The sequence below is a fragment of the Rhodobacter capsulatus genome (assembly GCF_052363175.1).
GTDB classification, from domain to species: domain Bacteria; phylum Pseudomonadota; class Alphaproteobacteria; order Rhodobacterales; family Rhodobacteraceae; genus Rhodobacter; species Rhodobacter capsulatus_D.
Map to the genome: position 1 here is coordinate 660337 of NZ_CP198946.1, position 22375 is coordinate 682711.

A 22375-nucleotide genomic window follows, 5' to 3' on the forward strand; every position below is an offset into this window, starting at 1 on the left:
CGACACGCGGCCCCGGGGCGGATCGCCCCGGGGTCGTCCTGCAACGAAAGGCGCCGCATGACTGCTTCCCACCTTGCCGCCCGCTCGCGCCACTGGTTTGCCCGGCGGGCCGAGCCCCCTGCGAAACAGGCGCAGTTCGACCGCAAGCTGACGCCGTGGCTCTTTGTGGCGCCGCAACTGCTGATCGTGGCGATCTTTTTCTACTGGCCCTCGGTGCAGGCGGTGACCTCGTCCTTTTACCTGGAAGACCCGTTCGGCTTTGGCGCCTCCTTCGTTGGGCTCGACAATTACCGCGATGCGCTGGGGTCGGCCGAATACCGCCAGATCGCTGGCTTCACCGCGTTTTTCGCCGCCACCGTCACTGCGCTGGCGCTGGGGCTGGGGTTGCTTCTGGCGGTCAAGGCCGATGCGGTGTTGCGCGGCGCGGGCGCCTACAAGACCGCGCTGATTTCCGTTTATGCGATTGCCCCGCCGGTGGTCGGGCTCATCGGCATGATGCTGTTCGACATGCATATCGGCCCCTTCACCCGCGCCGCCGCGCTGATCGGCTGGGATCTGAAGGTGGGCATCGACTATTGGGACACGGCGATCGCGCTGATCACCGTCGCGGTCTGGAAGCAGATCCCCTACAATTTCATCTTCTTCCTGTCGGGGCTGCAGGCGGTTCCGGCCGCGGTGCGCGAGGCGGCGCTGATCGACGCGATCTCGGGCTGGCGGCGGTTTCGCGATGTCACGCTGCCGCTTCTGGCGCCCACCGCGTTCTTTCTGCTGGTGATCAACATCACCTATGCGCTGTTCGACACCTTCGGGATCATCGACGTGATGGTGAAGGACAAGCCCGCGAACAATCCCGTAACGCTCGTCTACAAGGTCTATCTGGACGGCTTCAAGGGCAACGACATCGGCGGCTCTTCGGCGCAATCGGTGATCCTGATGATCGTTGTCGCAACCCTCACCCTCGCGCAGTTCCGCCTGATCGAGCGGCGCGTGCATTACGGGTGATCCATGCGACGGTTCCGACCCCTTGACCATCTGATCCTTCTTCTGGGCGCGGCCTTTCTGCTGGCGCCGGTCCTCATGGCCTTTCTGTCCTCCACCCATGCGGCGGCAGAGATTCACATGAACGGGCTTTATCTGACCCCCGGCACCGAGGGGCTTGCCACCTACGAAAAGGTGCTGACGCAGCAGGGCGGCTTCACCGGCGAGGTGACGGGTGCAAGGATGGCGATGAATTCGATGATCCTTGGCCTTGGCTTTGCGCTTGGCAAGCTCGTCGTCTCGATGCTTGCCGCTTACGGGCTCGTCTATTTCCGCTTTCGCTTCGCCACGCCGATCTTCTGGGTGATCTTCACCACGCTGCTTTTGCCGCTCGAAGTGCGGATCATGCCGTCTTACCAGGTGATGAGCAGCCTTGGCGCGCTCAACAGCTATTGGGGGCTGATCGTGCCGCTTCTGGCCTCGGCCACCGGCACGTTCTACTTCCGGCAGTTCTTCAAATCCGTCCCCGATGAGCTTCTGGAAGCCGCGCGGATCGACGGCGCGGGGCCGTGGCGGTTCTTTTTCGGCATCCTCGTGCCGCTGTCGCGCCCGATGATGGCAGCGATCTTCATCATCATGTTCGTTTACGGTTGGAACCAATATCTCTGGCCGATGCTGATGACCACCGACGAGCGGTTCTTCACCCTGATGCGCGGGATCAAGACGATCCTTCAGGTCTGGGTGGGCAGTCAGATCCCCGATTACAACGAAGCCTTCGCCCTTGCGGTGCTGGCGATGCTGCCGCCTCTGGGCGTGGTGATCGTGTTCCAGCGCCTGTTCATCAAGGGCCTGACCGAAAGCGACAAATGATGGCGGCAATCACCCTTGAAAGCGTGGGCAAGACCTATGCGGGCGGCACGACAGCGGTCAGCGAGGTGTCGCTGTCGGTGACGGACGGCGAATTCATCGTGCTTGTCGGCCCCTCGGGCTGCGGAAAATCGACGCTATTGCGGATGGTGGCGGGGCTGGAGGAGATCACCACCGGCACGGTGACGATCGGCGATCGCGTGGTGAACCGGTTGGAACCGGCCGAGCGCGACATCGCGATGGTGTTTCAGAATTACGCGCTTTATCCCCATATGAGCGTGCGCGAAAACATGTCCTGGGGGCTGAAGAACCGCCGGATCCCCGCGCCTGAAATTGCCGCCCGGGTCGAGGAAGCGGCGCGCATGCTGGAATTGCAGGCCCATCTGGACCGCAAGCCGCGCGCGCTTTCGGGCGGACAGCGCCAGCGCGTCGCGATGGGCCGCGCTATCGTACGCCAGCCTGCGGCGTTTTTGTTCGATGAGCCGCTCTCGAACCTTGATGCAAAGCTGCGCGTCACCATGCGCGGCGAGATCCGCAGACTGCAAAAGCGCCTTGGCACCACTGCGCTTTATGTCACCCATGACCAGCTCGAGGCGATGACACTGGCCGACCGGCTTGTGGTGCTGAACGGCGGCAAGATCGAGCAGGTGGGCCGCCCGCTCGATGTCTATCACCGCCCGGCCTCGACCTTTGTCGCGGCCTTCATCGGTGCGCCCGCGATGAATCTGCTCGACGCGCGGATCGAGGCGGGGCGGCTCGCGCTGGCTGGCGTCGATCTGGGTGCGATCGACAGTGGCCCGCGCATGGTCACGCTTGGCATCCGGGCCGAGGATCTGCGGCTGCGCACCTCGGGCGGGCTGCCCTTTCACCTCGACCTGGTCGAGGATTTGGGGGCCGCCCGGCTGGTGCATGGCTTCGTCGAGGGGCAGCCGCTTTGTCTTTCCCTGCCCCCGGGAAGGGAACTGCCCGCGGTTCTGTATCTTGGGGCGGATATCGGCGCCTGGCATATCTTCGACACGATAACTGGGCGGCGGTTGTCGCTGGCGCTGCATCCGGGCGCGCGGGTGCTGGCATGATCTTTCTCACCATCGACCGGATACCGGACCCGCCGCGCGCGCTGCTTGAGGGGCCGCAGCCGGACCCGCGGACGCTTGACGCGCATCACGGGCTTTGCGCCGATCTGCCCGCGCTCTCCTGCCTCGAAACCGGCGGCCTGACGGGAGACGCGCCGCTGCCCCTGCCGCTGCGGGTCGCGGCCTGGAACCTCGAACGCTGTCTGTTCCCCGAGGCCTCGGCGCTGGCGCTTCAGGGCGCCGATGTGGTGCTTTTGTCCGAAATGGATGTGGGCATGGCCCGCACCGCGCAACGCCACACCCCCGTCGAGATCGGGCGCAAACTGGGCATGGCCCATGCCTTCGGGGTCGAATTCGTCGAGCTTGGGCTCGGCTCCGAGACCGAACGCAGCTTCTGCCTTGACGATTTCAACACCCGGGGCTTTCACGGCAATGCCGTGCTGGCGAAAGCGCCGTTGATCTGCCCGTTCCTTTTGCGTCTGCCCGGACAGGGGCGCTGGTATCTGGACGCGGGCCAGCCCCGCCTTGGGGGACGCATCGCGGTGGGGGCCCGCATCGAGACCAGCGCAGGGCCAATTGTCTTCGTCTCAACGCATCTCGAAAGTGCCTGTGAGGCCGATCACCGGGCGGCGCAGATGCAAGCGCTGATCGGGGCGCTCGACATCGCCTTTCCGGGTCTGCCGGTGCTGATCGGCGGTGATCTGAACACCGGCAACCACACCGGAGGCGATTGGCGGGCGGAACCCCTGTTCGAGATCGCCGCTGCGGCCGGTTTCACCCGGCACGGCGGCCCCGAGGACCAGCCGACCACCCGCCCCAGCCTGATCACCCGCTTTCCGGAACGCGAGATGAAACTCGACTGGTTTCTGGCCCGTGGCCTGACGCTGGGCGATACCTACATCCGGCCCAGCCTGGATGCGGCAGGCCGTCCGCTTTCGGACCACGAACGGATCGAAACCACGGTTCTCGGGGTCGTGCCCGCTATGCTCTGAACCTGCCCGCGGGGGCCGGAGCGCCCCGCGTTTCCACCCGCAGGCGCGCCTTGTGCTTTCTGGCAAGCGATTTCAACGTGGTCAGGATGCCCCGGCGCGCAAGCTGATGACGGCATCCTCGCGCATCGGTGCGACGGCTTCGGGGGTCAGCGTCTGAACGGATTGGACCAGGCGCGACGCCCTGCGGCGTCGATGAGCGTCACCCGCAACCACGGAGAGGCAGCGAGCCGGACATCCAGGTCAATCCGCGCCCGCGTCATCGAGGCGCCGTGCCGCGCCACCGCGGCCGAGGCCTGCCCCTGCACGATCACGCTGACGACGGCGCTGCTGTCGACCTCGATCGCGGCGCCGTCAAAACGGATGGCGCGGAACTCTGGCCCCTGCGAGGCATAGAAATGCCCCGCCTTCAGCGCCGCCAGAAGCGCCTCGGGGGTGTTTTCGGGCGCCTTGACCATCACCCAGCCGCCGAAATGATCGGGCTCGGTGAAATGGGCGTCGTCGGTGGCGATGAGGGTCATCCGGTGCCCTTCGGTCAGCAAAAGATCGGCGATCACTGCACCATCGCCCCGGTCCGCGCCCATGGCGCAGCCATGGTTGTAGATCTCGACCGCATGGACGGCGGCAAGGCTGCGTGCATCGGCAAGGCTCAGCCCCGACCAATGCGGATGGGCGATCGCGACGAAAGCCCCCGCCGCCAGCGCCCGCGCGGCCAGGTCTGGCCCGGTTTCCTGACCTGCGACCGGCTTGAAATCGGGGCTGTTCGAGGGCGTGAAATCGGCGGGCAGGCCGACCGCAAGGATGTGCCACAGCTCGCCGTTTTCCAGCGCGCCGGAATGGAGTTCCGCGCCAAGTAGCGTGGTGAAATGCGCGCCGCGGAAGGCCCGAGTATCGGTGATCGGATAGCCGTAACGCCCGACGAAATGATCGGTCAGCGCCAGAAAATCATAACCCTCGGCGGCATAGCGGCGGCAGACTTCCTCGGGCGGAAGCGCCCCATCGGAGCGGTCGGAATGGCAGTGCAGATTGCCGCGCCAAAACCGGCCGGGGGCGGTGAAAGTGTCGATCATGGTCATGCTCCCTCGGCCTTGCGGCCCTCGCGTTGTTTCAGGATGGCCCAGATCACGGCGCAGACGACCGTGACCAGAATGACAAGGATACCGATGACATTGACCACCGGCGAAAGCCCGAACCGCATCCGCGAACCGATTTCGGTCACCAGCGTGTGCTGGCCGCCGATGGCGAACATGGTGGTGTTGTAGTTCTCGAAGCTTTGCAGGAAAGCGATCACCGCCGCCGAAAGCAGCGTCGGGCGCAGGAAGGGCAAGGTGATGCGGCGAAAGGCCTGAAACGGCGTCGCCCCCAAATCGCGGGCAGCTTCTTCAAGGCTGGCGTCTTGCCGTTGCAGCCGCGCGGTGACCATCAGCATCGCATAGGAGGCAATGAAGGTCGTCTGCGCCAGAATGGCGGTGAAAAGCCCGCCCGCAACGTCGAAATTGCGCCAGAAGATCACCGTCGAAACCCCCAGCACGATCCCCGGCGTCAAGAGCGGTGAAACCATCGCGGCATAAAGCAGCCCTGCGCTGCGCTCGGACAGCCGCCCCAGCAGCAGCGCCCCGGCCAACCCCATCGGCAGCGACAGCGCGATCACCGCCGCCGCGATCAGGATCGAATTGCGCAGCCCCGACCACATCCGCGTGTCGGACCAAAGCTCGGCAAACCAGTGCAGGGTGAAGCCCTGCCAGACCGTGACCGAAGGCGGCGAATAGGCGTTGAACCCGGCCGCCACCATCAAGATCAGCGGCAGGAACATGTAGGCGAAAAAGAGCCCCATGTAGAGCCGCAGCACCAGCCCGCTGCCCGAGGTTTCCGGTGCCGCGCTCATCGGGCGATATCCTTCAACCGCACCCGCAAAAGCTTCATCATCAGAAAGACGAAGCCGGTGCAGACGGCGAGCAGGCTGAAGGCATAGGCCGCGCCGACGTTCCAGTTCGTCGCCTGAAAGAAGCGGTTGTAGACGAGTTGGGTGAACCAAGGCTCGGCGGTGCCGCGCGTCATGATGTAGGGCACGGCATAGGATCCGGCCGAAAGCATGAAGGTCATGATTGATCCGACCGCAATGCCGGGGCGGGCATGGGGCAGTACGACACGCCAATGGATCTGCCACGGCTTCGCTCCCAGATCGCGAGCCGCCTCGATCTGGTTGGTGTCCAGCGTCTCGATCACGTTCACCAGCGGAAACACCATGAACAGGACATAGGCATAGACCATCGCCACAAAGACCCCCGCGCCGCTTTCCAGAAATGGCACCGGCGCAATGCCGATCAGGCCCAGCAGCGCATTGAGCGGCCCGCCGGTGTTCAGGATCATCTGCCAGGCAAAGACCCGCAGCAACTCGTTGATCGCATAGGGAATGACCAGCGCCAGCATAAGCAGCCCGGCGCGCTTGGGCGGTTCGAGCTTGGCGATGGCATAGGCGATCGGATAGCAGGTCACGAAGGCCAGCACCGTCACCGCAAGCGAGGCAAGGATGGTGCGGGCAAAGATCCACAGATGCGCCCTGCCCATCTGCGCATAGTTCGACAGCGTCCAGGTCTTGACCGGAGTGCTTTCGGCGGCCTCCAGCCGGGCGATCTCGGCCTCGATCCCGGTCTTTTCAGCGTCTATTTTCGCAAGGGCGTCCCCCAGCCCCGAAGGCGTCTTCAATTGCTGGGCCGCCACCCGATCCAGCGCCAGCACATCAAGCCGGTTGTAAAGCGCGTCGATCTGCACCGACAACTCGACCGCGCCTGCCGGGCGTTGAAGCGTCCAGAGCGACTTTTCCACCATGATCAACTGCGGCAAGGCGATCAGCCCCAGCACCCAGACGCCGGTCAGCATCACGATGAGGGCGGCGAGAGGCGTGCCAAAGGCGCGGCGCAGGTCAATCATCCGCCATCTCTCCCCCCGGCAGGATCACCGCCGCCGTTTCGGCAAACCCGAGCCGCAGCACCCCGTCCAATGCCGCGCCGATGCCGCTGTTGACCTGTTGCAGCTTGACGCGGCCCTGTGCGGTCTGGATCACCAGTGTCGAAAACGCCCCTTCCATGTCGCGCCGCAAAAGCCGCCCCTGCAGCGTGTTGCTTGCAGTTTCGCCAGCCTCCAGCACTCGGAGCCGCTCGGGGCGCAAGAACAGCACCGCCTCGGCACCGGGCGGAAGGTCCGAGGGGTTTTGCGCCCGAAAACGCCCCTCGGCGGTGGCGATCTCGGCCAGCCCCGCCTCGCTGCGCGTCACCGTGCCGACAAAGCGGTTGGTTTCGCCGACGAAGGTGGCGACGAAGGCATTTTCCGGCCGGTCGTAAAGCGTATCGGCCGATCCCACCTGCACGATCCGGCCGCGATGCATCACCGCGACGCGATCGGACATCGTCAGCGCCTCGCCCTGATCATGGGTGATATAGACGAAGGTGATGCCGGTCTGTTGCTGCAACTGCTTCAGTTCGGCGCGCATGTGCTGGCGCAGCTTCAGATCAAGCGCCGAAAGCGGCTCGTCCAGCAGAAGCACCGCCGGTTCGACGGCCAGCGCGCGCGCAATCGCCACCCGCTGTCGCTGTCCGCCCGACAATTCCGCGGGCAGCTTTTCGCCCTGACCCGCAAGCGCCACCAGATCCAGCAATTCGAAGGCCCGCGCCCGGCGGCGCGCCTTTGGCCAGCCGCGCATCTCAAGCCCGAAAGCGACGTTTTCCCAGACCGTCATCAGCGGAAACAGCGCCAGATTCTGAAAGATCAGCGCGGTCGGACGGTCAGCCGGTGCAATGCCCGCCATGGGCCTGCCACCGATCGACACCGCCCCTTCCGAGGGAGACAGAAAGCCCGACAAGAGCCGCAGCACAGTGGTCTTGCCGCAGCCTGAGGGGCCGAGGATCGAAAAGAATTCACCCGCATCGATCGTCAGATCGGTGGGATGGACGGCCTGAAAATCGCCAAAGCGCACGGCAGCGCCATGCAACCCGATCTCCATTCCGCGCAGGGAAAGGGTCATGGGACAGCTCCCGAAAAAACGGCGCGGAGACGATCTCCGCGCCGGTCCCGCCTGATCAGGCGTTGGTCAGTTTCTCGACATATTCCTCGCGCACCGCCGAGAACCACGGGGTGAACATCGGCCACCACCAGAGTTTTTCGATCGCATCGCCCGGATACGCGAAGGCGAAGGCTTCCTTGTTGGCCGCGCTCAGATGCTCGGCCGAGCCGACCGCCGCCGAATTGTAGCCGGTGGCATTGGCGAACATGCCGCCGATCTCAGGCGTCATCAGGAAGTTCAGGAATTCATAGGCCTGATCGACGTTTTCTGCCCCCGACGGGATCGCCGCGGTATCCATCCAGGCGAGCGCCCCTTCCTTCGGCGCGCCGTAACGCCACTTTGGGGCCACACCAGTATGCAGCTTGATGCCGGTGGTGTCCCAGGTCTGACCGATGACACAGCCGCCATCGGTGAAGGCCGCGGTCGCCTCGGTCGCATTGTTCCAGAACGCGCCGATGTTGCCTTTGTGCTTTTTCACGAAGGCCACGCAGGCATCGAAGATGCGGCGGTTGTCGGCTTCGGACTTGTAGACATCCATGCCGCGGTTCGAGGGCTCCTCGCCAATCGCATCCAGATAGATCGCAAGGCTCGTCAGCACTGATTTCTGCCGCATCGCCACCTTGCCGGTCAGGCCCTCGCCCCAGAGATGGGCATAGGAAAGTTCGCCCGGCTTCACATCGAGCGCCGAGGAATCCCAGGTGATGCCTTCGGTGCCCCAGTCGAAGGGCACCAGATAGCGCTTGCCGCGATGCGCCGCCCCAAGTTCCAAGGACGAGCGCCACAGCGCCGGTTCGATCCGGTCGACCTTCAGTTTCGTCTCGTCGATCTCGGCCAGCAGGGCGCCCTCGTCGTAGTTCGGGCGGGTATCGACCGAGGGGAACAGGATGTCGAAGCCCTTGCCGCCCGCGGCGCGCAGCTTCGAGGCAGCTTCCTCATTGGCACCATAGGTCGAGACATTGACCTTGATGCCGGTCGCCTTGGTGAAGGCTTCGGGGATCTTGCCGTCCTGGAAGTAATCGCCCCAAGCGAAGACGTTCACTTCGCCTGATGAGGCGAGCGAACGGCGAGCAATCAGCGGCGCGGCCAGCGCTGCGGCGCCGGTCGCCAGCACCATGCGGCGGGTCATCGGGAAAACGGTCTTTGTCATATCGCATCTCCTGCGCGGAATGGCTCGGAGCCGAACCTCGCGCGGGCGGACCGATCGACGGGTCACGGCCAGAGCGCGAAGGGGCATGACCGGCATAGCGTGGCGACGTGACAGTCATGTGGAGATGGTAAACGCGGCAAGAAAGACCGTCAGGCGTCAGCCCCTCCCCGGATGTCCTTCTGGTGGCTGCGCAAAAGTTGCACCATTTTCTTCGCGGAAATCCGACCGCCGCGCTTGAGTTCGACGATCATGCATTCAGTTTCGTCAAGCGCCGCAGCCTCTTCCCGAAGCCGAACCTACATGCCGACCGCATCCTCTCCAGTCGCTGCAGTGGTATCGAATTTCGTAATCTGCACAAAACGCGCGACAAGCGCTGCAACCTTGGGCCGTTTCCTTGTCATCTGAACCCCGCAAATTGAACCGAACGGTTTTGTCGCTCTCGCGGAAATCCTAAGTCGACGGCCAAGATTCTGTCCACCTTGCTCACGCGAGATATCGGCCACACATGCTTGGACCGCCAGACAGACCCTCAAGATACCGAGAAATCGGCAATTTCTCATTGGTCATAGGATCTGCACGCCTATCAGTTGCGTTCAAACGCCTTCCTTTGCGTTTTTTTTGACTCGTTTGCCGAGACCGGGCGCAACTGCCCCCGTCTCTGAAGGTGTCGAGGTCTTGGCGGCTTCGGCAGAAGGCGTCATCTCGGGTTGCATAACCTCGTGTCCCTCGTCGGGAGCATCAATGACCACTTCGGCGTCGTCGGCTTTGCTCTTTGCAGCCTTTCGGGCCTGCTTCGGCGCAACGACAGCGTCTTCCTCGGCCTCTGCCATGGCAGCTTTCGCAGCGACGAAGGCGCGCATGAAACGACGCACTTCTCGCCCGGCGCTGGTGTCGAGCGCCTCGCACAACGCAAGGAAAGCGGTCTTTTCCGCCTTCTCGACCCGGATCACCAACTGGCTTTCCTTCTTCTTTTCCTTGCTTTTGCCCATCGCGGCCTCCTGCAAATGTAACGACAATGTGACAACGCAATTCCTTGCCGCAACGGGATTAGTGTAACGCCTTCATGACTGTCCGATGACGGTTGCGCCCCTGCGTGCGCGGTTGCGCCGCGGCCTTGCGTCATCTGATTGCAACAAAACGATGTCCCCCTTGCCCCGCATGCCGCGGATCGAACGAGGACAGGATGACAAGGATCAAGGCGGTCGTCTTTGACTGGGCCGGAACGATGGTCGATTTCGGCTCTCTGGCGCCGATGGGGGCTTTCGTGCGGGCCTTTGCTGAATTCGGCGTCGCGGTCAGCGTCACCGATGCGCGCAAGCCGATGGGGCTACGCAAATGGGACCATATCGCGGCGATGCTGGCCGAGCCGCATATCGCCGCCCGCTGGCAGGCGGCGCAAGGGGACACCCCCGATGCGGATGCGGTGCAAAGGCTGCATGATGTTTTCGTGCCGATGAATGCGGCGGTGGCGGCCGAACATGCGTTGCTGGTGCCCGGGGCGCTGGAAACGGTAGAGTGGTTGCGCGCCCACGGCATCAAGATCGGTTCGACCACCGGCTATACCCGAGCGATCATGGCGCAGGTCAGCCCGGCCGCCGCGGCACAGGGCTATGTGCCGGACACGCTCGTGTGCGCCGACGACCTGCCCGAGGGGCGGCCCGGTCCTTTGATGATGTACAAGTGCTTCACCGATCTGGCGGTGCATCCGCCCCGCGCGGTGATCAAGGTCGACGACACCGAGCCCGGCATTGCCGAGGGGGTGGCGGCAGGTTGCATCACCGTTGGCGTGACGCTGTCGGGCAATCACGCGGGGCTGACGGCGCAGGAGATGGCGGCCCTGCCCGAGGCACGGCGCAACGAGATCCGGCGCCGCGCAAGGGCGGCGCTGAAGGCCGCGGGCGCCGTGCATGTCATCGACACCGTGGCCGACTTGCCGTCGCTGATCCAGACCTTCGAAACCCGAGAGAGCGCATGAAAGACATTCCCCCCGCCGAGCCGATCCTGCTGACACCCGGCCCCCTGACCACCTCGCGCGCCGTTCGGGCGGCGATGCTGCGGGACTGGGGCAGCTGGGATGACGATTTCCGCGCCATGACGCGGCAGTTGCGCGCCGATCTGGTGGCCCTGCTCGGCGCGGGCCGCGAGGATTACGACTGCGTGCCAATGCAGGGCTCGGGCAGCTATCTGGTCGAGGCGATGCTGGGCACCTTCGTGCCTTGGCATGGCAAGGTTCTGGTGCTGGCGAATGGCGCCTATGGGCAGCGCGCGGCGCAGACGCTCGATGTGTTGGGTCTGCCCTTTACGCTGATGGACAAAGGAGATTTCCTGCCACCTCGCGGCGAGGATGTCGCCGCGGCGCTGGCCGCCGACCCCGAGATCACCCATGTTCTGGCGATCCATTGCGAGACCTCCTCGGGCATCCTGAACCCGCTGGCCGAGATCGCAACGGCGACGCAAGCGGCGGGACGCAAGCTTCTGATCGACAGCATGTCGGCCTTCGGTGCGATCCCGATCGACCCCGCGTGGTTGCCGTTCGAGGCGCTTGTCTCCTCGGCCAACAAATGCCTGGAGGGCGTACCGGGCTTTGGCTTCGTGCTGGCACGGCGGACAGCGCTGGCCGAATGCGCTGGCAACAGCCCTTCGCTGGCGCTTGACGTGCATGCGCAATGGGTCAGCTTCGAGCAGACCGGGCAATGGCGCTTCACGCCCCCCACCCATGTCGTCGCGGCCTGTGTGGAGGCGCTGGCGGGACACGCGGCCGAGGGCGGCGTGGAGGCCCGCGGCGCGCGGTATGCGACGAACCGCGACCGGCTGGTGGCGGGGATGCGGCAGCTCGGTTTCGAGACGCTGCTCCCCGAGGCCTGGATGTCGCCGATCATCGTCACCTTCCTGTCGCCCGCCGATCCGGCCTTTGACTTCGCGCGTTTCTATGCGGCGATGAAGGCGCGCGGCTTCCTGATCTATCCGGGCAAGCTGACCGTGGTCGAAAGTTTCCGCATCGGCTGCATCGGACAGATCGACCCCGAGGTGATGAGCCGCGTGGTGGTGGCGGTCGAGGAAGCGCTGCAGGAGTTGGGCGTGCGCTCGGCCGCCCCGTCGCCCGAGGCGTTGGCGCAGCGGATGCCGGGCTGATCAGCGCCCCCGCAGCCGGTCGAGCCAGGCGGTGAGGCAGGCCAGTGCCACCGGTTCGTCCAGAAACGGGATATGGCCGCGGTCGGGCACTTCGGCAAAGAGCATGTCGGGGCGGCGGTGGCGCATCTCGGCCGCCGTCGCTGCCGAAAGGACATCCGAATTCGCGCCGCGGATCAGGGCAAACGGCAGGCCCGCGCAGGCGTCAAAGAGCGGCCAAAGGTCGACCGCAGGCGCGGCCATCGCTGTCTCGAAGGCCTGGCGCAACGCGGGATCATAGGTCAGCCCGACGCTATCGGGCTCCTGCAGATAATGCCGGACGGCTTCCTCGGCCCAACGCGAGGGCGGCACATGGGCGAAACCGGGCATCGCCGCCGCCATCCGGTCGGCGACCTCCTCGAGCGTCGGCACCGTCGGGCGCAGGCCGATATACTGGCCGATCCGCTCCAACCCCGCGCGTTCGAGCACCGGGCCGACATCGTTCAGGCAAAGCCCGCTCAGCCGCCCCGGCGCAGTCGCCGCCAGCACCATCCCCAAAAGGCCCCCGCGCGAGGAGCCGATCACCGCCACCTGCGGCAGATCGAGGTGGTCGAGCAGCGCCAGCACGTCGCGGGCTTCCTGCGCCACGGTATAACTAGCCGCCCCGGTCCAGTCCGAGGCCCCCCGGCCACGACTGTCGAGCCGGATCAGTCGCACGTCGTCCGGTAGATGATGCGAAAGATAGTCGAAGTCATGCCCATCGCGGGTCAGCCCCGCCAGCGCCAGAAGCGCGATCCCGTCGCCCTCATCCCGATAGGCCAGTCTTGCGCCGTCTTCGGCCCGAAACTCCCGCATCACCCCTCCCGGCGTCGCATCCCTTGCGCATCCTCGAAGCGAAGCGGCCCGGTGTCAATGCGCCGTCCAGCCCCCGTCGATCGGCAGGGCGGCACCGGTGATCTGGCTTGCAGCCGCCGTGCAGAGATAAGCCGCGAGCGCCCCGATCTGACCTGGCCGGACAAAGCTGCGCGTGTGTTGTGCCGCCAGAAGCACATCGCGGATCACTTCCTCCTCGGTCATGCCGCGCGCCGCGGCGGTTTCGGGGATCTGTTTCTCGACCAGCGGTGTCATCACATAGCCGGGACAAATCGCGTTGACGGTAATCTCGTGTTCGGCGCCTTCCAGCGCCAGCGCCTTTGTAAGGCCGACAAGCCCATGCTTGGCCATGACATAAGCCGATTTGCAGGGCGAGGCGACCAACCCATGCGCCGAGGCGATGTTGATCACCCGCCCCCAACGCTGCGCCTTCATTCCCGCAAAAGTCAATCGACAGGCATGCCAGGCCGCCGACATGTTCACCGCGATGATCTGATCATAGCGATCGACCGGAAACTCCTCGATCGGTGCGACGGTCTGGATGCCGGCATTGTTCACCAGAATGTCGATCCGGCCGAACTGCGCCTCGGTGGCGTCGACCAGATCGACGATCTCGTCGGGGCGGGACATGTCCGCGTCATGATAGCCGACCGGTGCGCCGGTTTCGGCTTCGATCTGCGCCCGCAATCTGTCGATTTCAACGGGGTCGCCAAAGCCGTTGAGCATCACCGCATGGCCCGCCTCGGCAAGGGCATGGGCGACGGCAAGCCCGATCCCCGAGGTGGAGCCGGTGACGATGGCAGTGCGGAAATCGGTCATGAAAGCCTTACTCCAGATCCATTTCGGGAATGTGGTCGGGGACGATCAACGCCGCCTCCGTCGCCGCCAGAATCTCGGCAACTTCAACGCCGGGGGCGCGTTCACGCAGCAAAAGCCCCGCCTCGGTCGGTTCGATCACTGCCAGATCGGTCACCACCAGATCGACCCGGCGCAGCGCGGTCAGCGGCAGGGTGCAGCGCGGCACGATCTTCGATTGCCCCCGCGCCGCATGCTGCATCGCCACCACGACCCGCGCCGCCCCGGTGACAAGATCCATCGCCCCGCCCATGCCCGGCACCATCGCGCCCGGCACCTTCCAGTTCGCCAGTTGCCCGGCTTCGTCCACCTGCAGCCCGCCGAGCACCGTCATGTCCAGATGCCCGCCCCGGATCAGCCCGAAGCTCATCGCGCTGTCGATCGAGGCCGCGCCGGGCACCGCCGAGACGAAGCCGCCGCCCGCATCGGTCAGATGCGCATCCTCCATCCCCTCGGGCGGATGCGCGCCAAGCCCGATCACGCCATTTTCGGCCTGAAAGAACACGCCCGCATTGGCCGGCACGAAGCCCGCCACCAGCGAGGGCAGGCCGATGCCCAGATTGACCAGCATCCCGGGCCGGATTTCCTGCGCCACGCGGCGCGCGATCAGCTCTTTCGCGTCCATCCCATCCCCCTTACCTTGCCCGCACCAGCAGATGATCGACCAGAACTCCGGGCGTGCGCACCGCATCGGGCGGGATCACCCCCACCGGCACGATGCTTTCGGGCTCGGCAATCACCGTGTCGGCGGCCAGTGCCATCACCGGGTTGAAGTTTTGCGCGGTGAATTCATAGGTCAGATTGGCGACGTGATCGGCCTGCCAGGCGCCGATCAGCGCGAAATCGGCGCGCAGCGGCAATTCGAGCAAATAGGACAGGCCCTCGATCTCGAAGATCTGCTTGCCGTCCTCGACCTCGGTGCCAAGCCCCGTGGGCGTCAACACGCCCCCAAGCCCCATGCCGCCCGCACGGATCCGCTCGACCAGCGTGCCCTGCGGCACGAGGTCGACCGCGATCCGCCCCGCATTCATCCCGGCCTGCGTTTCGGGGTTCAGCCCGATATGCGAGGCGATCACCCGCGCCACGCAGCCCGCCGAGATCAGCATGCCGATGCCAAGCCCCGGCCGTGCCGTGTCATTGGCGATCACCGTCAGATCGCGGGCCCCGCGCGCCACCAGCGCATCGATCAACCGCAGCGGCGAGCCCACCGCGACGAAGCCGCCGATCATCACGCGCGCGCCATCGGGAATGCGGGCGGCCGCCGCCTCGGGGGTCAGGGCGCCTTTCATGCCACGTTCCTTTCGCCGATGCCCAGAGCCGCCCGCGTCGCGCGGGCGATCACCAGCTCTTCGTTCGTCGGCACCACCATCACGGTGGTGCGGGCCAGTTCCGAGGAAATCACCGTCGCGTTTTCGCTGTTGCGGGCGTGGTCGATCTCGATCCCCATCCAGCCCAGCCGCTCGCAGATCCGCTCGCGCACCAGACGCGAGTTTTCCCCGATGCCGCCGCAGAAGACGAGCGCGTCGATGCCGCCCAGCGCCGCCGCCATCGCCCCCACCTCGCGCTGAGCGCGGAAGACGAAATAGTCTATCGCCTGTCGCGCCTCGGGCGTGTCCGCGGCTTCCAGAACGCGCATGTCGCTGGAAAGCCCGGAAAGCCCCAGAAGCCCCGAGCGACGATAGAGCATGTCGGCGATCTCGTCGGCGCTCATGCCGCGATGCTGCATCAGGTAAAGCAGAACCCCCGGGTCGATCTGGCCCGAGCGCGTGCCCATCGGCAGCCCGTCGAGCGCGGTGAACCCCATCGTCGAGGCGACCGAGCGGCCATCTTGCAGCGCGCACATCGAGGCGCCATTGCCCAGATGCGCCACCACCACCCGCCCCGCGGCCAGATGCGGCGCAAGCTCGCGCAGGCGCGTGGCGACGTAATCATAGCTCAGCCCGTGAAAGCCGTAGCGGCGCACGCCCTGATCGTAAAAGGCCCGGGGCAGGGCGAAGGCATCGTTGACCCAAGGGTGATGGCGGTGAAAGCCGGTGTCGAAACAGGCCACCTGAGGCACGCCCGGAAAGGCCGCCATCGCGGCGCGGATGCCGGCCAGATTGTGCGGCTGATGCAGCGGCGCGAAAGGGGCGAGCGGATCGAGCAGGGCCAGCGTCTCGGGGGTCACCGTCACCGGACCCGAGAAATGATCGCCGCCATGCAGGACGCGATGCCCGATGCAGGCGAGCGTCAGATCGGGATGCGTGCCGCGCAGGCTGGAAACGACGGTCTGCAGCGCGCTTTCATGGCTGGACAGATCGCCCGCGACCGTGGGCAGTTCCTGCCCGAACGGCCCCTTGAGGTGAAAGACGCCCGCGGGGCCGATCGCATCGACAAGCCCCGTGGCCATCGGCCTCTCGCCGCTCAGCGGATAAAGCGCGAGCTTGAGCGAGGAGGAGGATCCCGCATTCAGCGTCAGGATCGCCTGCGTCATTGCTCGCCCTCCCGCGGGGCAGCCCCGTTCGGCCCGCGCCGCGGCGTGCGACCCGGACGCGGGATCGGCGCCAGCCCGGGCAGATCCGGCGCCGGGGCGGGGGGGGCGGCAGCCGCCAGCTCGGGTTGCGGCTCCGCTTCGGGCTGCGGCAGCGGTACAAGATCGACCGGGGGGTTCCGGCGCGGGCGGCTGTTCGGGCAAGCCGGGCAGCGGCTCAGTCGCGAAATCGGGCGCGAAATCGGGCGCAGGCTGCCAGTCCGGCACCGCTCCGCTCAAGGCTTGCGGCACGGGGGCAAGCGGGTCTTCGGTCACATCCGCGGTGGCGGGCGCGATACCAAGCACGGTTTCGAACCGCGCCAGCATCGCCTGCGTTTCGGGCGACATTTCCGCGATCGCCCCGGGGATGTAGCGCACGACGGCCAGCGCCGAGGCCCGCTCCTGCGGATCGCGCAGAAGCTGCGGCAGGGTCTCGATCGCGCGCTCGGGCTCGAAGGTCGCGATCAGCGTCTGCTGATGGATGATCATCGCCCGCCGTTCGGCCCCGAGCGCGCGGAACGGCGCGTCCCAGCTCAGCACCCGGGCCGAGCGTTCCAGCCGGTCCCGCCGCACCTGCCCGCGGTTTTCCGCCAGAAGCACCAGCATCCGGATCACCGCCTCGACGAAGCCGCCCTGTTCGATCGCAAAAAGCGCCGCCGTCACCTCGGGCAGGGCCCGCAACTCGTCGATGCTTTTCAGCGTGCGGCGCGATTCGTGCTTGGCGCCGAAAGCCCGCGCCCAAGGATTGCCCCAGAGGCTGTGGAAGGCGAGTTCCGTCATCATGTCGCGACTGTCGCGCCAGAAGTCGATCATCTGTTCGGTGCCTTGCACCCAAAGCGCCTCGGCCGCCAGAAACGGATTGTCGGGAGGCGCCTTGGTGCGGACTTTGCGGACCTGTTCTGCCGCCTGTTGCAGCGGCGCCATGGCCGGATTGCGCGAGGAGATCAGCGCCCGCGACAGCCGTTCGGGGTGCAGCGCGCGGCTGAGTTCCGCCGAGGTTTCCGTGACAAGGCTGCGCAGAACCGGGCGCAGGAGGGTTTCGTAAAGCTGCGCCTGCACCTCGGAGACCCGCGCCACCGCCGCAAAGGGGCGCTCGTCGGCCTGCCCGTCGTCAAGCGCGCGGATGTCATCCAGCGTGCGTTCGCAAAAACCCACGGTGAAATGCTTGCGCCCGTCGGTTTCGGTGACATCCTCGATGGTCATTTCGTAGAGCCCGGGCGCCAAGGCCTCGATTGTCTTCAGGGTCGAGGCGACCTCGGAATGTTCGCGATTGGCAATTTTCGAGGACACGAAGATCCCCAGATGACCGACTTCCTCATGCACCATGTAGACGATGCGCTGGCCGCGGATGCGAATCTCGGCAACGTCGGCATAGGTCGCGGCGATCCAGTTCAGCGCCTGTTGCGGGGGGGTGATCGTGTCGCCATGGCTGGCAAAGACGATGATCGGCGCGCGGATCGCCTTGAGATCGACCGGGCGGCCGGGCTCGATCCGGGCCTCGTTCTTCACCAGCCGGTTGCCGACGAAAAGCTGCTCGACGATCCAGCGGATTTCCGGCTCGGCCAGCAGGAAGAAGCCCCCCCACCAGCGTTCGAAATCGAGGAAAGCGGCCTCGGCCGTGTCGATGTCGCGGAAAAGGTCAGTGTATTTGCGAAAGAGCGTGCGCGACGGGTTGAGCAGTTCGAAATTCGCCACCAGATGCGCGCCGTCGAACAGCCCGCCGCCCAGATCGGACAGCATCAGCGGAATCCAGGTGCCCCCCGCCAGCCCGGCATTGTAGCGCATCGGATTTTCGCCGACGCGGCCCGACCAGGTGGCGACCGGGGCGCCGTTGATGACGACGGGGCCGGTCAGATCGGGGTTCATCGCGGCCAGAAGCAGGCTCGCCCAGCCGCCCTGACAATTGCCGATCACCACCGGACGGGCGCTCTCGGGATGCAGGCGCATCACCTCGCGCACGAAGGCGGCCTCGGCCCGGGTGACGTAAGACAGGAACTGCCCCGGTTCCGGGGCGCGGCGGAAGGCGACGAAATAGACCGGATGGCCTTCGCGCAACGCGACGCCCACCTGACTGTCGGTCTTGAAGCCGCCGATGCCCGGTCCATGCCCGGCGCGCGGATCGATGATCACATAGGGGCGGCGACGCGGGTCGATCTGCACGCCCGCGGGCGGCAGGATCCGCAACAGCATGTAATTCGAGGGCAAGGGCAGATCCCGCCCGTCCATCACCAGTTCGGTCGCATAGGCCAGGACCGGCGGGCAGCCCTCGGTCTCATGCTCAAGGAAGATGTCGCCGCGCTGGCGCAGTGCATCGAGGCTCAGCACCAGCCGCTCGGCGGCGTCGCGCTGATATTCCACCCAGGCTTCGAAGCTGGAGCGGTTCTCGCGGTCGTCGTGAAAGGCGGCGATCATGGCTTCGGCCTGTTTCATCGCCGTGTTGAGCCGCGCCGAATGGCTGGCGATGATGCGGCTGCCATGCTGCTGCAGCGCCGAGGCAAGGAGGCCCGCGGTTTCCACCGTCCCCTCGAGCTCGACGCTCATCGCATCGATCTTCTGGCGCCCGAGGCCGAGCAGATCTTCTGCCGGACCGGGCAGATCGGCGGCGCGGGAGGGATCGGTGTAATCAAAGACGCTGACCATGGCGGCCCCCTTACGCGGTGATGGAATAGCCGCCGTCGATCTCGTGGATCCCGCCGGTCAGGTTCTTCGCTTCGGGTGCGGCCAGAAAGGCGGCCATCGCCCCGATATCCTCGATCGTCGCCAGATGATGGGTGGGCGCGCGCTCGGCCGCCTCGGCCATCATCTCGTCGAAATGGTCGATGCCGCTTGCGGCGCGAGTGGCCAGCGGCCCGGGCGAGAGCGCATGCACCCGGATGCCCTTTTCGCCCAGTTCCGCCGCGGCATAGCGCACGGCGCTTTCCAGCGCGGCTTTCACCGGCCCCATCAGGTTGTAATGCCGCACCACCCGGGTCGAGCCGAAGAAGGACACCGAAAGACAGGTGCCGCCCTCGGTCATCAGCGGTTCGGCCAGATGGATCATCCGCAGGAAGGAATGCACCGAGGTGTCCATCGCCAGCGCGAAGCCGCCCGCCGAGCAATCGACCACCCGCCCGTGCAGATCGGCACGCGGCGCAAATGCGATGGAATGGACGAGCGTATCAAGCTGTCCCCAGCGATCCTCGATCCGCTCGAACACCGCCGCAAGCTGATCGGGCTGCGCGACATCAAGCGGCATCATGATTTCGGCCCCAAGCGCCTCGGCCAGCGGACGCACATGCGGCTCGGCCTTGTCATTGAGCCAGGTAACGGCAAGATCGGCGCCCTGCGCCCGCAAGGCCCGGGCAATTCCGAAGGCGATCGAATGTTCGTTTGCAATTCCGACGACGAGCGCCTTTTGTCCTTCCAAAGAAAACATCGGCGAACCTTTCCGTTCAGAGTTCGGCCTCACGGTGCGCCCGGGTCGTGACGGGAAAATATCGAAGCGGTGACAGAAATGTTTCTGCGGTGCGGCAATTTCGGCAGCACGGACGATTCGGGAGGATCGCGCGGGGAGACCGGCTTGCGAGGATCTCGAAAGTCTCGCCCGAGCTCTGTCATCGAACCGCAATCTGCGTGTCATCCCGCCGTTACGTGCACCGCAGATCGTCCGCGCGACGCAATTTGACAGGATGATCCCGATGACCTTCCGTAGCCTGTGCCTGACTTCGGCGCTTGCGCTTGCCACCGCTTTCCCGGCCAACGCAGAGCAAAGCTTCAACCGCATCGCCGCCTTCGCCACGCCGCGCAATTCGAGCGGCGCGGCAGCCGCGAAACCTTCCTCGGCCGAGATCATCACCGCGACCGAAGACGGGCAGAAGCTGATCTATTCCGACAGCCCGCTGGGCGCGCTGGGGCTGATCGACATCGCGGACCCCGCCGCGCCGAAGCCGCTTGGCACGGTGGACATGGGCGGCGAGCCGACGACGACGGTGGTTCTGGGCGGGCTCGCCTTCGCCGGGGTGAACACCTCGGAAAGCTATGCCAAGCCCTCGGGCAAGCTGGTGACGGTCGATCTGGCCACCCAGAAAATCGTGGCGGAATGCGACCTTGGCGGGCAGCCCGATTCCGTCGCCAAGGCCCCGGATGGCAGCTTCCTGGCCGTCGCTATCGAAAACGAGCGCGACGAAGAAGTGAATGACGGTGACCTGCCGCAGATGCCCGCGGGCTATCTGGTCAAGCTGCCGCTTTCGAAGGGCGCGGTCGATTGCGCCGGGCTGCAGAAGATCGACCTGACCGGGCTTGCTGCGGTGGCGGGCGAGGATCCGGAGCCGGAATTCGTCGCGATCAACGCGGCGGGCGAGATCGTCGTGACACTGCAGGAAAACAACGAAATCGTGGTGGTGGGTGCCGATGGCAAAGTCGCTGCGCATTTTTCCGCGGGCACGGTCGATCTGACCGGCATCGACACGAAAAAGGACGGCAAGCTCGATTTCACCGGCACGAAAGAGGGCGTCGCGCGCGAACCTGACGGGGTGAAATGGATCGACACCGATCATTTCGTCACCGCGAATGAAGGCGACTGGAAGGGCGGCTCGCGCGGCTTCACGATCTGGAAGAAGGACGGCAGCGTGGTCTTCGAGGCGGGCGCCAGCCTTGAACGCGAGATGGCTGCGCTTGGCCATTACCCCGACAAGCGCAACAAGAAGGGCGTCGAGATCGAGTCGGTCGAAGTGGCCGATTTCGACGGGCGCAAGCTGCTGTTCGTCGCCTCCGAACGGGCCTCGCTCGTCGGCGTCTACGATCTGACCGATCTGGCGGCGCCGAAGCTTTTGCAGATCCTGCCCTCGGGGATCAGCCCCGAAGGTCTGGTGGCGCTCCCCAAACGCGGGCTTCTCGCCACTGCGAACGAGGTCGATCTGCGCGAGGACGGCGGACCGCCCGCGCATGTGATGCTTTATGCGTTGGGCGATGCGGCGCCCGCCTATCCGACGATCACCAGTGCCGGCACCGAACCTCTGGTTGGCTGGACCGCGCTGTCGGCGCTCGCCGCCGATCCGGGCAAACCGGGGCATCTTTTCGCCGCCTCTGACAGTTTCCTGTCAGCGGCACCGACGATCTACACCATCGATGCGACGCAGAAACCGGCGAAGATCACCGCCGGGCTGACCGTCACGCGCGGCGGTGATCCGGCGCAGTTGATGGATATCGAAGGGCTGGCCACCGATGGCGCGGGCGGCTTCTGGCTCGCCACCGAAGGGCGGACCGACAAGATGATCCCGCATGGGATCGTTCATCTGGATGAAAAGGGGGCCATCGATCAGCAGATCGGACTTCCGGCCGAGCTTTCCGCGCATGAGATCCGCTTCGGCTTCGAGGGGATCGCGGTTGCGGGCGATACGCTCTGGCTGGCGATTCAGCGCCCGTGGAAAGACGATCCGAAGGGGATGGTCAAACTGGTCGCCTATGATCTGAAAGAAGAAAAATGGGGGGCGGTGCAGTATCCGCTCGACGCGGCGCCCGAAGGCGGCTGGGTTGGCCTGTCGGAAATCACGCTGAACGGTGATTTTGCCTATCTGCTCGAGCGGGACAATCAGTCGGCCGACAAGGCAACGGTGAAGCGGCTTTATCGGGTGGCGCTCGCCGATCTGAAACCGGCCGAACTGGGCGGGCCGCTGCCGGTGGTGAAAAAGGAACTGGTGCGCGACCTGCTTCCCGACCTTCAGGCCACCAAGGGCTACACGCTTGAAAAGGTAGAGGGCTTTGCAATCGATGCGGCGGGCGAGGGCTTTTTCGTGACCGACAATGATGGCGTCGATGACAGCTCGGGCGAGACGCAGTTCTGGTCGATCGGCAAAGTCGAGTAACCTTTCAATCCAGCAACCAGCCCCGGACCGCAAGGCCCGGGGCTTTCTTGTTCCCCGATAGCGTTACCGAAGC

Annotated in this window: 20 protein-coding genes; 8 read left to right on the forward strand and 12 right to left on the reverse strand. The window is 65.5% G+C overall.

Features of this window, described 5'->3' with window-relative positions; all coding sequences use genetic code 11:
• Window positions 1-57: 57 nt before the first annotated feature.
• Genes ACTTAI_RS04010 through ACTTAI_RS04025 form a run of 4 tightly spaced genes read left to right on the forward strand, consistent with a single transcriptional unit; the run spans window position 58 to window position 3910 of the window.
• On the forward strand, window positions 58-1002 hold the full coding sequence (locus ACTTAI_RS04010) for a carbohydrate ABC transporter permease (protein ID WP_444454518.1): 945 nt from the start codon (window positions 58-60) through the stop codon (window positions 1000-1002).
• A gap of 3 nt (window positions 1003-1005) precedes the next feature.
• The gene (locus ACTTAI_RS04015; RefSeq protein WP_444454520.1) at window positions 1006-1848 is read left to right on the forward strand and encodes an ABC transporter permease subunit; all 843 of its coding nucleotides are present in this window, start codon (window positions 1006-1008) and stop codon (window positions 1846-1848) included.
• On the forward strand, window positions 1848-2921 hold the full coding sequence (ugpC, locus tag ACTTAI_RS04020; protein ID WP_444454521.1) for a sn-glycerol-3-phosphate ABC transporter ATP-binding protein UgpC: 1074 nt from the start codon (window positions 1848-1850) through the stop codon (window positions 2919-2921). Before ACTTAI_RS04015 ends, ugpC begins: the two co-directional genes overlap by 1 nt.
• A complete protein-coding gene (locus ACTTAI_RS04025) occupies window positions 2918-3910 on the forward strand; it encodes an endonuclease/exonuclease/phosphatase family protein (protein WP_444454523.1) in 993 nt (330 codons plus the stop codon). The genes ugpC and ACTTAI_RS04025 overlap by 4 nt, the downstream gene beginning before the upstream one ends.
• Window positions 3911-4056: 146 nt before the next feature.
• Here the strand turns inward: ACTTAI_RS04025 and ACTTAI_RS04030 are convergent, their stop codons facing one another.
• The 5 genes from ACTTAI_RS04030 to ACTTAI_RS04050 are packed head-to-tail and all read right to left on the reverse strand — an operon-like array spanning window position 4057 to window position 9114.
• On the reverse strand, window positions 4057-4977 hold the full coding sequence (locus ACTTAI_RS04030) for a CehA/McbA family metallohydrolase (RefSeq protein ID WP_444454525.1): 921 nt from the start codon (window positions 4975-4977) through the stop codon (window positions 4057-4059).
• 2 nt (window positions 4978-4979) lie between these two features.
• Complete coding sequence (locus ACTTAI_RS04035; protein ID WP_444454527.1) at window positions 4980-5792, reverse strand: ABC transporter permease; 813 nt, start codon at window positions 5790-5792, stop codon at window positions 4980-4982.
• Entirely contained in the window at window positions 5789-6838 is a 1050-nt protein-coding gene (locus tag ACTTAI_RS04040; protein ID WP_444454529.1) for an ABC transporter permease, read from the reverse strand. Before ACTTAI_RS04040 ends, ACTTAI_RS04035 begins: the two co-directional genes overlap by 4 nt.
• The gene (locus ACTTAI_RS04045) at window positions 6831-7928 is read right to left on the reverse strand and encodes an ABC transporter ATP-binding protein (RefSeq protein ID WP_444454531.1); all 1098 of its coding nucleotides are present in this window, start codon (window positions 7926-7928) and stop codon (window positions 6831-6833) included. The genes ACTTAI_RS04040 and ACTTAI_RS04045 overlap by 8 nt, the downstream gene beginning before the upstream one ends.
• Window positions 7929-7983: 55 nt before the next feature.
• A complete protein-coding gene (locus ACTTAI_RS04050; protein ID WP_444454533.1) occupies window positions 7984-9114 on the reverse strand; it encodes an extracellular solute-binding protein in 1131 nt (376 codons plus the stop codon).
• A gap of 182 nt (window positions 9115-9296) precedes the next feature.
• On the opposite strand from ACTTAI_RS04050, the gene ACTTAI_RS04055 reads away from it, so the two are divergent.
• Entirely contained in the window at window positions 9297-9533 is a 237-nt protein-coding gene (locus ACTTAI_RS04055) for a hypothetical protein (RefSeq protein ID WP_444454534.1), read from the forward strand.
• A 174-nt stretch (window positions 9534-9707) separates the two neighbouring features.
• Here ACTTAI_RS04055 and ACTTAI_RS04060 read toward each other — a convergent pair whose 3' ends face one another.
• A complete protein-coding gene (locus ACTTAI_RS04060) occupies window positions 9708-10103 on the reverse strand; it encodes a hypothetical protein (RefSeq protein WP_444454535.1) in 396 nt (131 codons plus the stop codon).
• A gap of 194 nt (window positions 10104-10297) precedes the next feature.
• Between ACTTAI_RS04060 and phnX the strand changes: the two genes are divergently transcribed.
• Window positions 10298-11089: a phosphonoacetaldehyde hydrolase gene (gene phnX, locus ACTTAI_RS04065; protein ID WP_444454536.1), complete on the forward strand. Its 792-nt coding sequence runs from the start codon at window positions 10298-10300 to the stop codon at window positions 11087-11089.
• Window positions 11086-12246 (forward strand): 2-aminoethylphosphonate--pyruvate transaminase, encoded by a 1161-nt coding sequence (locus ACTTAI_RS04070; RefSeq protein WP_444454537.1) that lies wholly within the window; start codon window positions 11086-11088, stop codon window positions 12244-12246. Before phnX ends, ACTTAI_RS04070 begins: the two co-directional genes overlap by 4 nt.
• Here the strand turns inward: ACTTAI_RS04070 and ACTTAI_RS04075 are convergent, their stop codons facing one another.
• From ACTTAI_RS04075 to fabI, 6 genes are read right to left on the reverse strand one after another with little or no spacing between them, the layout of a single operon-like run.
• Window positions 12247-13080 carry an alpha/beta fold hydrolase gene (locus ACTTAI_RS04075; protein ID WP_444454538.1) on the reverse strand — a complete coding sequence of 278 codons (834 nt, stop codon included), beginning with the start codon at window positions 13078-13080 and terminating at the stop codon, window positions 12247-12249.
• A gap of 51 nt (window positions 13081-13131) precedes the next feature.
• On the reverse strand, window positions 13132-13914 hold the full coding sequence (locus ACTTAI_RS04080; protein ID WP_444454539.1) for a 3-hydroxybutyrate dehydrogenase: 783 nt from the start codon (window positions 13912-13914) through the stop codon (window positions 13132-13134).
• Window positions 13915-13921: 7 nt separating this feature from the next.
• The gene (locus ACTTAI_RS04085) at window positions 13922-14575 is read right to left on the reverse strand and encodes a 3-oxoacid CoA-transferase subunit B (protein ID WP_444454540.1); all 654 of its coding nucleotides are present in this window, start codon (window positions 14573-14575) and stop codon (window positions 13922-13924) included.
• A gap of 10 nt (window positions 14576-14585) precedes the next feature.
• Entirely contained in the window at window positions 14586-15239 is a 654-nt protein-coding gene (locus ACTTAI_RS04090; RefSeq protein ID WP_444454541.1) for a CoA transferase subunit A, read from the reverse strand.
• Window positions 15236-19099 carry an acetate/propionate family kinase gene (locus tag ACTTAI_RS04095; protein WP_444454542.1) on the reverse strand — a complete coding sequence of 1288 codons (3864 nt, stop codon included), beginning with the start codon at window positions 19097-19099 and terminating at the stop codon, window positions 15236-15238. The genes ACTTAI_RS04090 and ACTTAI_RS04095 overlap by 4 nt, the downstream gene beginning before the upstream one ends.
• A gap of 10 nt (window positions 19100-19109) precedes the next feature.
• Window positions 19110-19874: an enoyl-ACP reductase FabI gene (fabI, locus tag ACTTAI_RS04100; RefSeq protein WP_444454543.1), complete on the reverse strand. Its 765-nt coding sequence runs from the start codon at window positions 19872-19874 to the stop codon at window positions 19110-19112.
• Window positions 19875-20136: 262 nt separating this feature from the next.
• Here fabI and ACTTAI_RS04105 point away from each other — a divergent pair, with 262 nt between their 5' ends.
• Complete coding sequence (locus ACTTAI_RS04105; protein WP_444454544.1) at window positions 20137-22302, forward strand: esterase-like activity of phytase family protein; 2166 nt, start codon at window positions 20137-20139, stop codon at window positions 22300-22302.
• Window positions 22303-22375: the final 73 nt, after the last annotated feature.

Excerpts from the sequence above, each read along its gene's own strand:
- ACTTAI_RS04025 (WP_444454523.1), top strand. The coding sequence starts at position 2,918 with ATGATCTTTCTCACCATCGACCGGATACCGGACCCGCCGCGCGCGCTG.
- ACTTAI_RS04085 (WP_444454540.1), bottom strand. The coding sequence starts at position 14,575 with ATGGACGCGAAAGAGCTGATCGCGCGCCGCGTGGCGCAGGAAATCCGG.
- ACTTAI_RS04015 (WP_444454520.1), top strand. The coding sequence starts at position 1,006 with ATGCGACGGTTCCGACCCCTTGACCATCTGATCCTTCTTCTGGGCGCG.
- ACTTAI_RS04060 (WP_444454535.1), bottom strand. The coding sequence starts at position 10,103 with ATGGGCAAAAGCAAGGAAAAGAAGAAGGAAAGCCAGTTGGTGATCCGG.
- ACTTAI_RS04045 (WP_444454531.1), bottom strand. The coding sequence starts at position 7,928 with ATGACCCTTTCCCTGCGCGGAATGGAGATCGGGTTGCATGGCGCTGCC.
- ACTTAI_RS04080 (WP_444454539.1), bottom strand. The coding sequence starts at position 13,914 with ATGACCGATTTCCGCACTGCCATCGTCACCGGCTCCACCTCGGGGATC.
- ACTTAI_RS04090 (WP_444454541.1), bottom strand. The coding sequence starts at position 15,239 with ATGAAAGGCGCCCTGACCCCCGAGGCGGCGGCCGCCCGCATTCCCGAT.
- ACTTAI_RS04070 (WP_444454537.1), top strand. The coding sequence starts at position 11,086 with ATGAAAGACATTCCCCCCGCCGAGCCGATCCTGCTGACACCCGGCCCC.
- ACTTAI_RS04105 (WP_444454544.1), top strand. The coding sequence starts at position 20,137 with ATGACCTTCCGTAGCCTGTGCCTGACTTCGGCGCTTGCGCTTGCCACC.
- ACTTAI_RS04030 (WP_444454525.1), bottom strand. The coding sequence starts at position 4,977 with ATGATCGACACTTTCACCGCCCCCGGCCGGTTTTGGCGCGGCAATCTG.
- ACTTAI_RS04035 (WP_444454527.1), bottom strand. The coding sequence starts at position 5,792 with ATGAGCGCGGCACCGGAAACCTCGGGCAGCGGGCTGGTGCTGCGGCTC.
- ACTTAI_RS04050 (WP_444454533.1), bottom strand. The coding sequence starts at position 9,114 with ATGACAAAGACCGTTTTCCCGATGACCCGCCGCATGGTGCTGGCGACC.
- ACTTAI_RS04010 (WP_444454518.1), top strand. The coding sequence starts at position 58 with ATGACTGCTTCCCACCTTGCCGCCCGCTCGCGCCACTGGTTTGCCCGG.
- fabI (WP_444454543.1), bottom strand. The coding sequence starts at position 19,874 with ATGTTTTCTTTGGAAGGACAAAAGGCGCTCGTCGTCGGAATTGCAAAC.
- ACTTAI_RS04095 (WP_444454542.1), bottom strand. The coding sequence starts at position 19,099 with ATGGTCAGCGTCTTTGATTACACCGATCCCTCCCGCGCCGCCGATCTG.
- ugpC (WP_444454521.1), top strand. The coding sequence starts at position 1,848 with ATGGCGGCAATCACCCTTGAAAGCGTGGGCAAGACCTATGCGGGCGGC.
- phnX (WP_444454536.1), top strand. The coding sequence starts at position 10,298 with ATGACAAGGATCAAGGCGGTCGTCTTTGACTGGGCCGGAACGATGGTC.
- ACTTAI_RS04040 (WP_444454529.1), bottom strand. The coding sequence starts at position 6,838 with ATGATTGACCTGCGCCGCGCCTTTGGCACGCCTCTCGCCGCCCTCATC.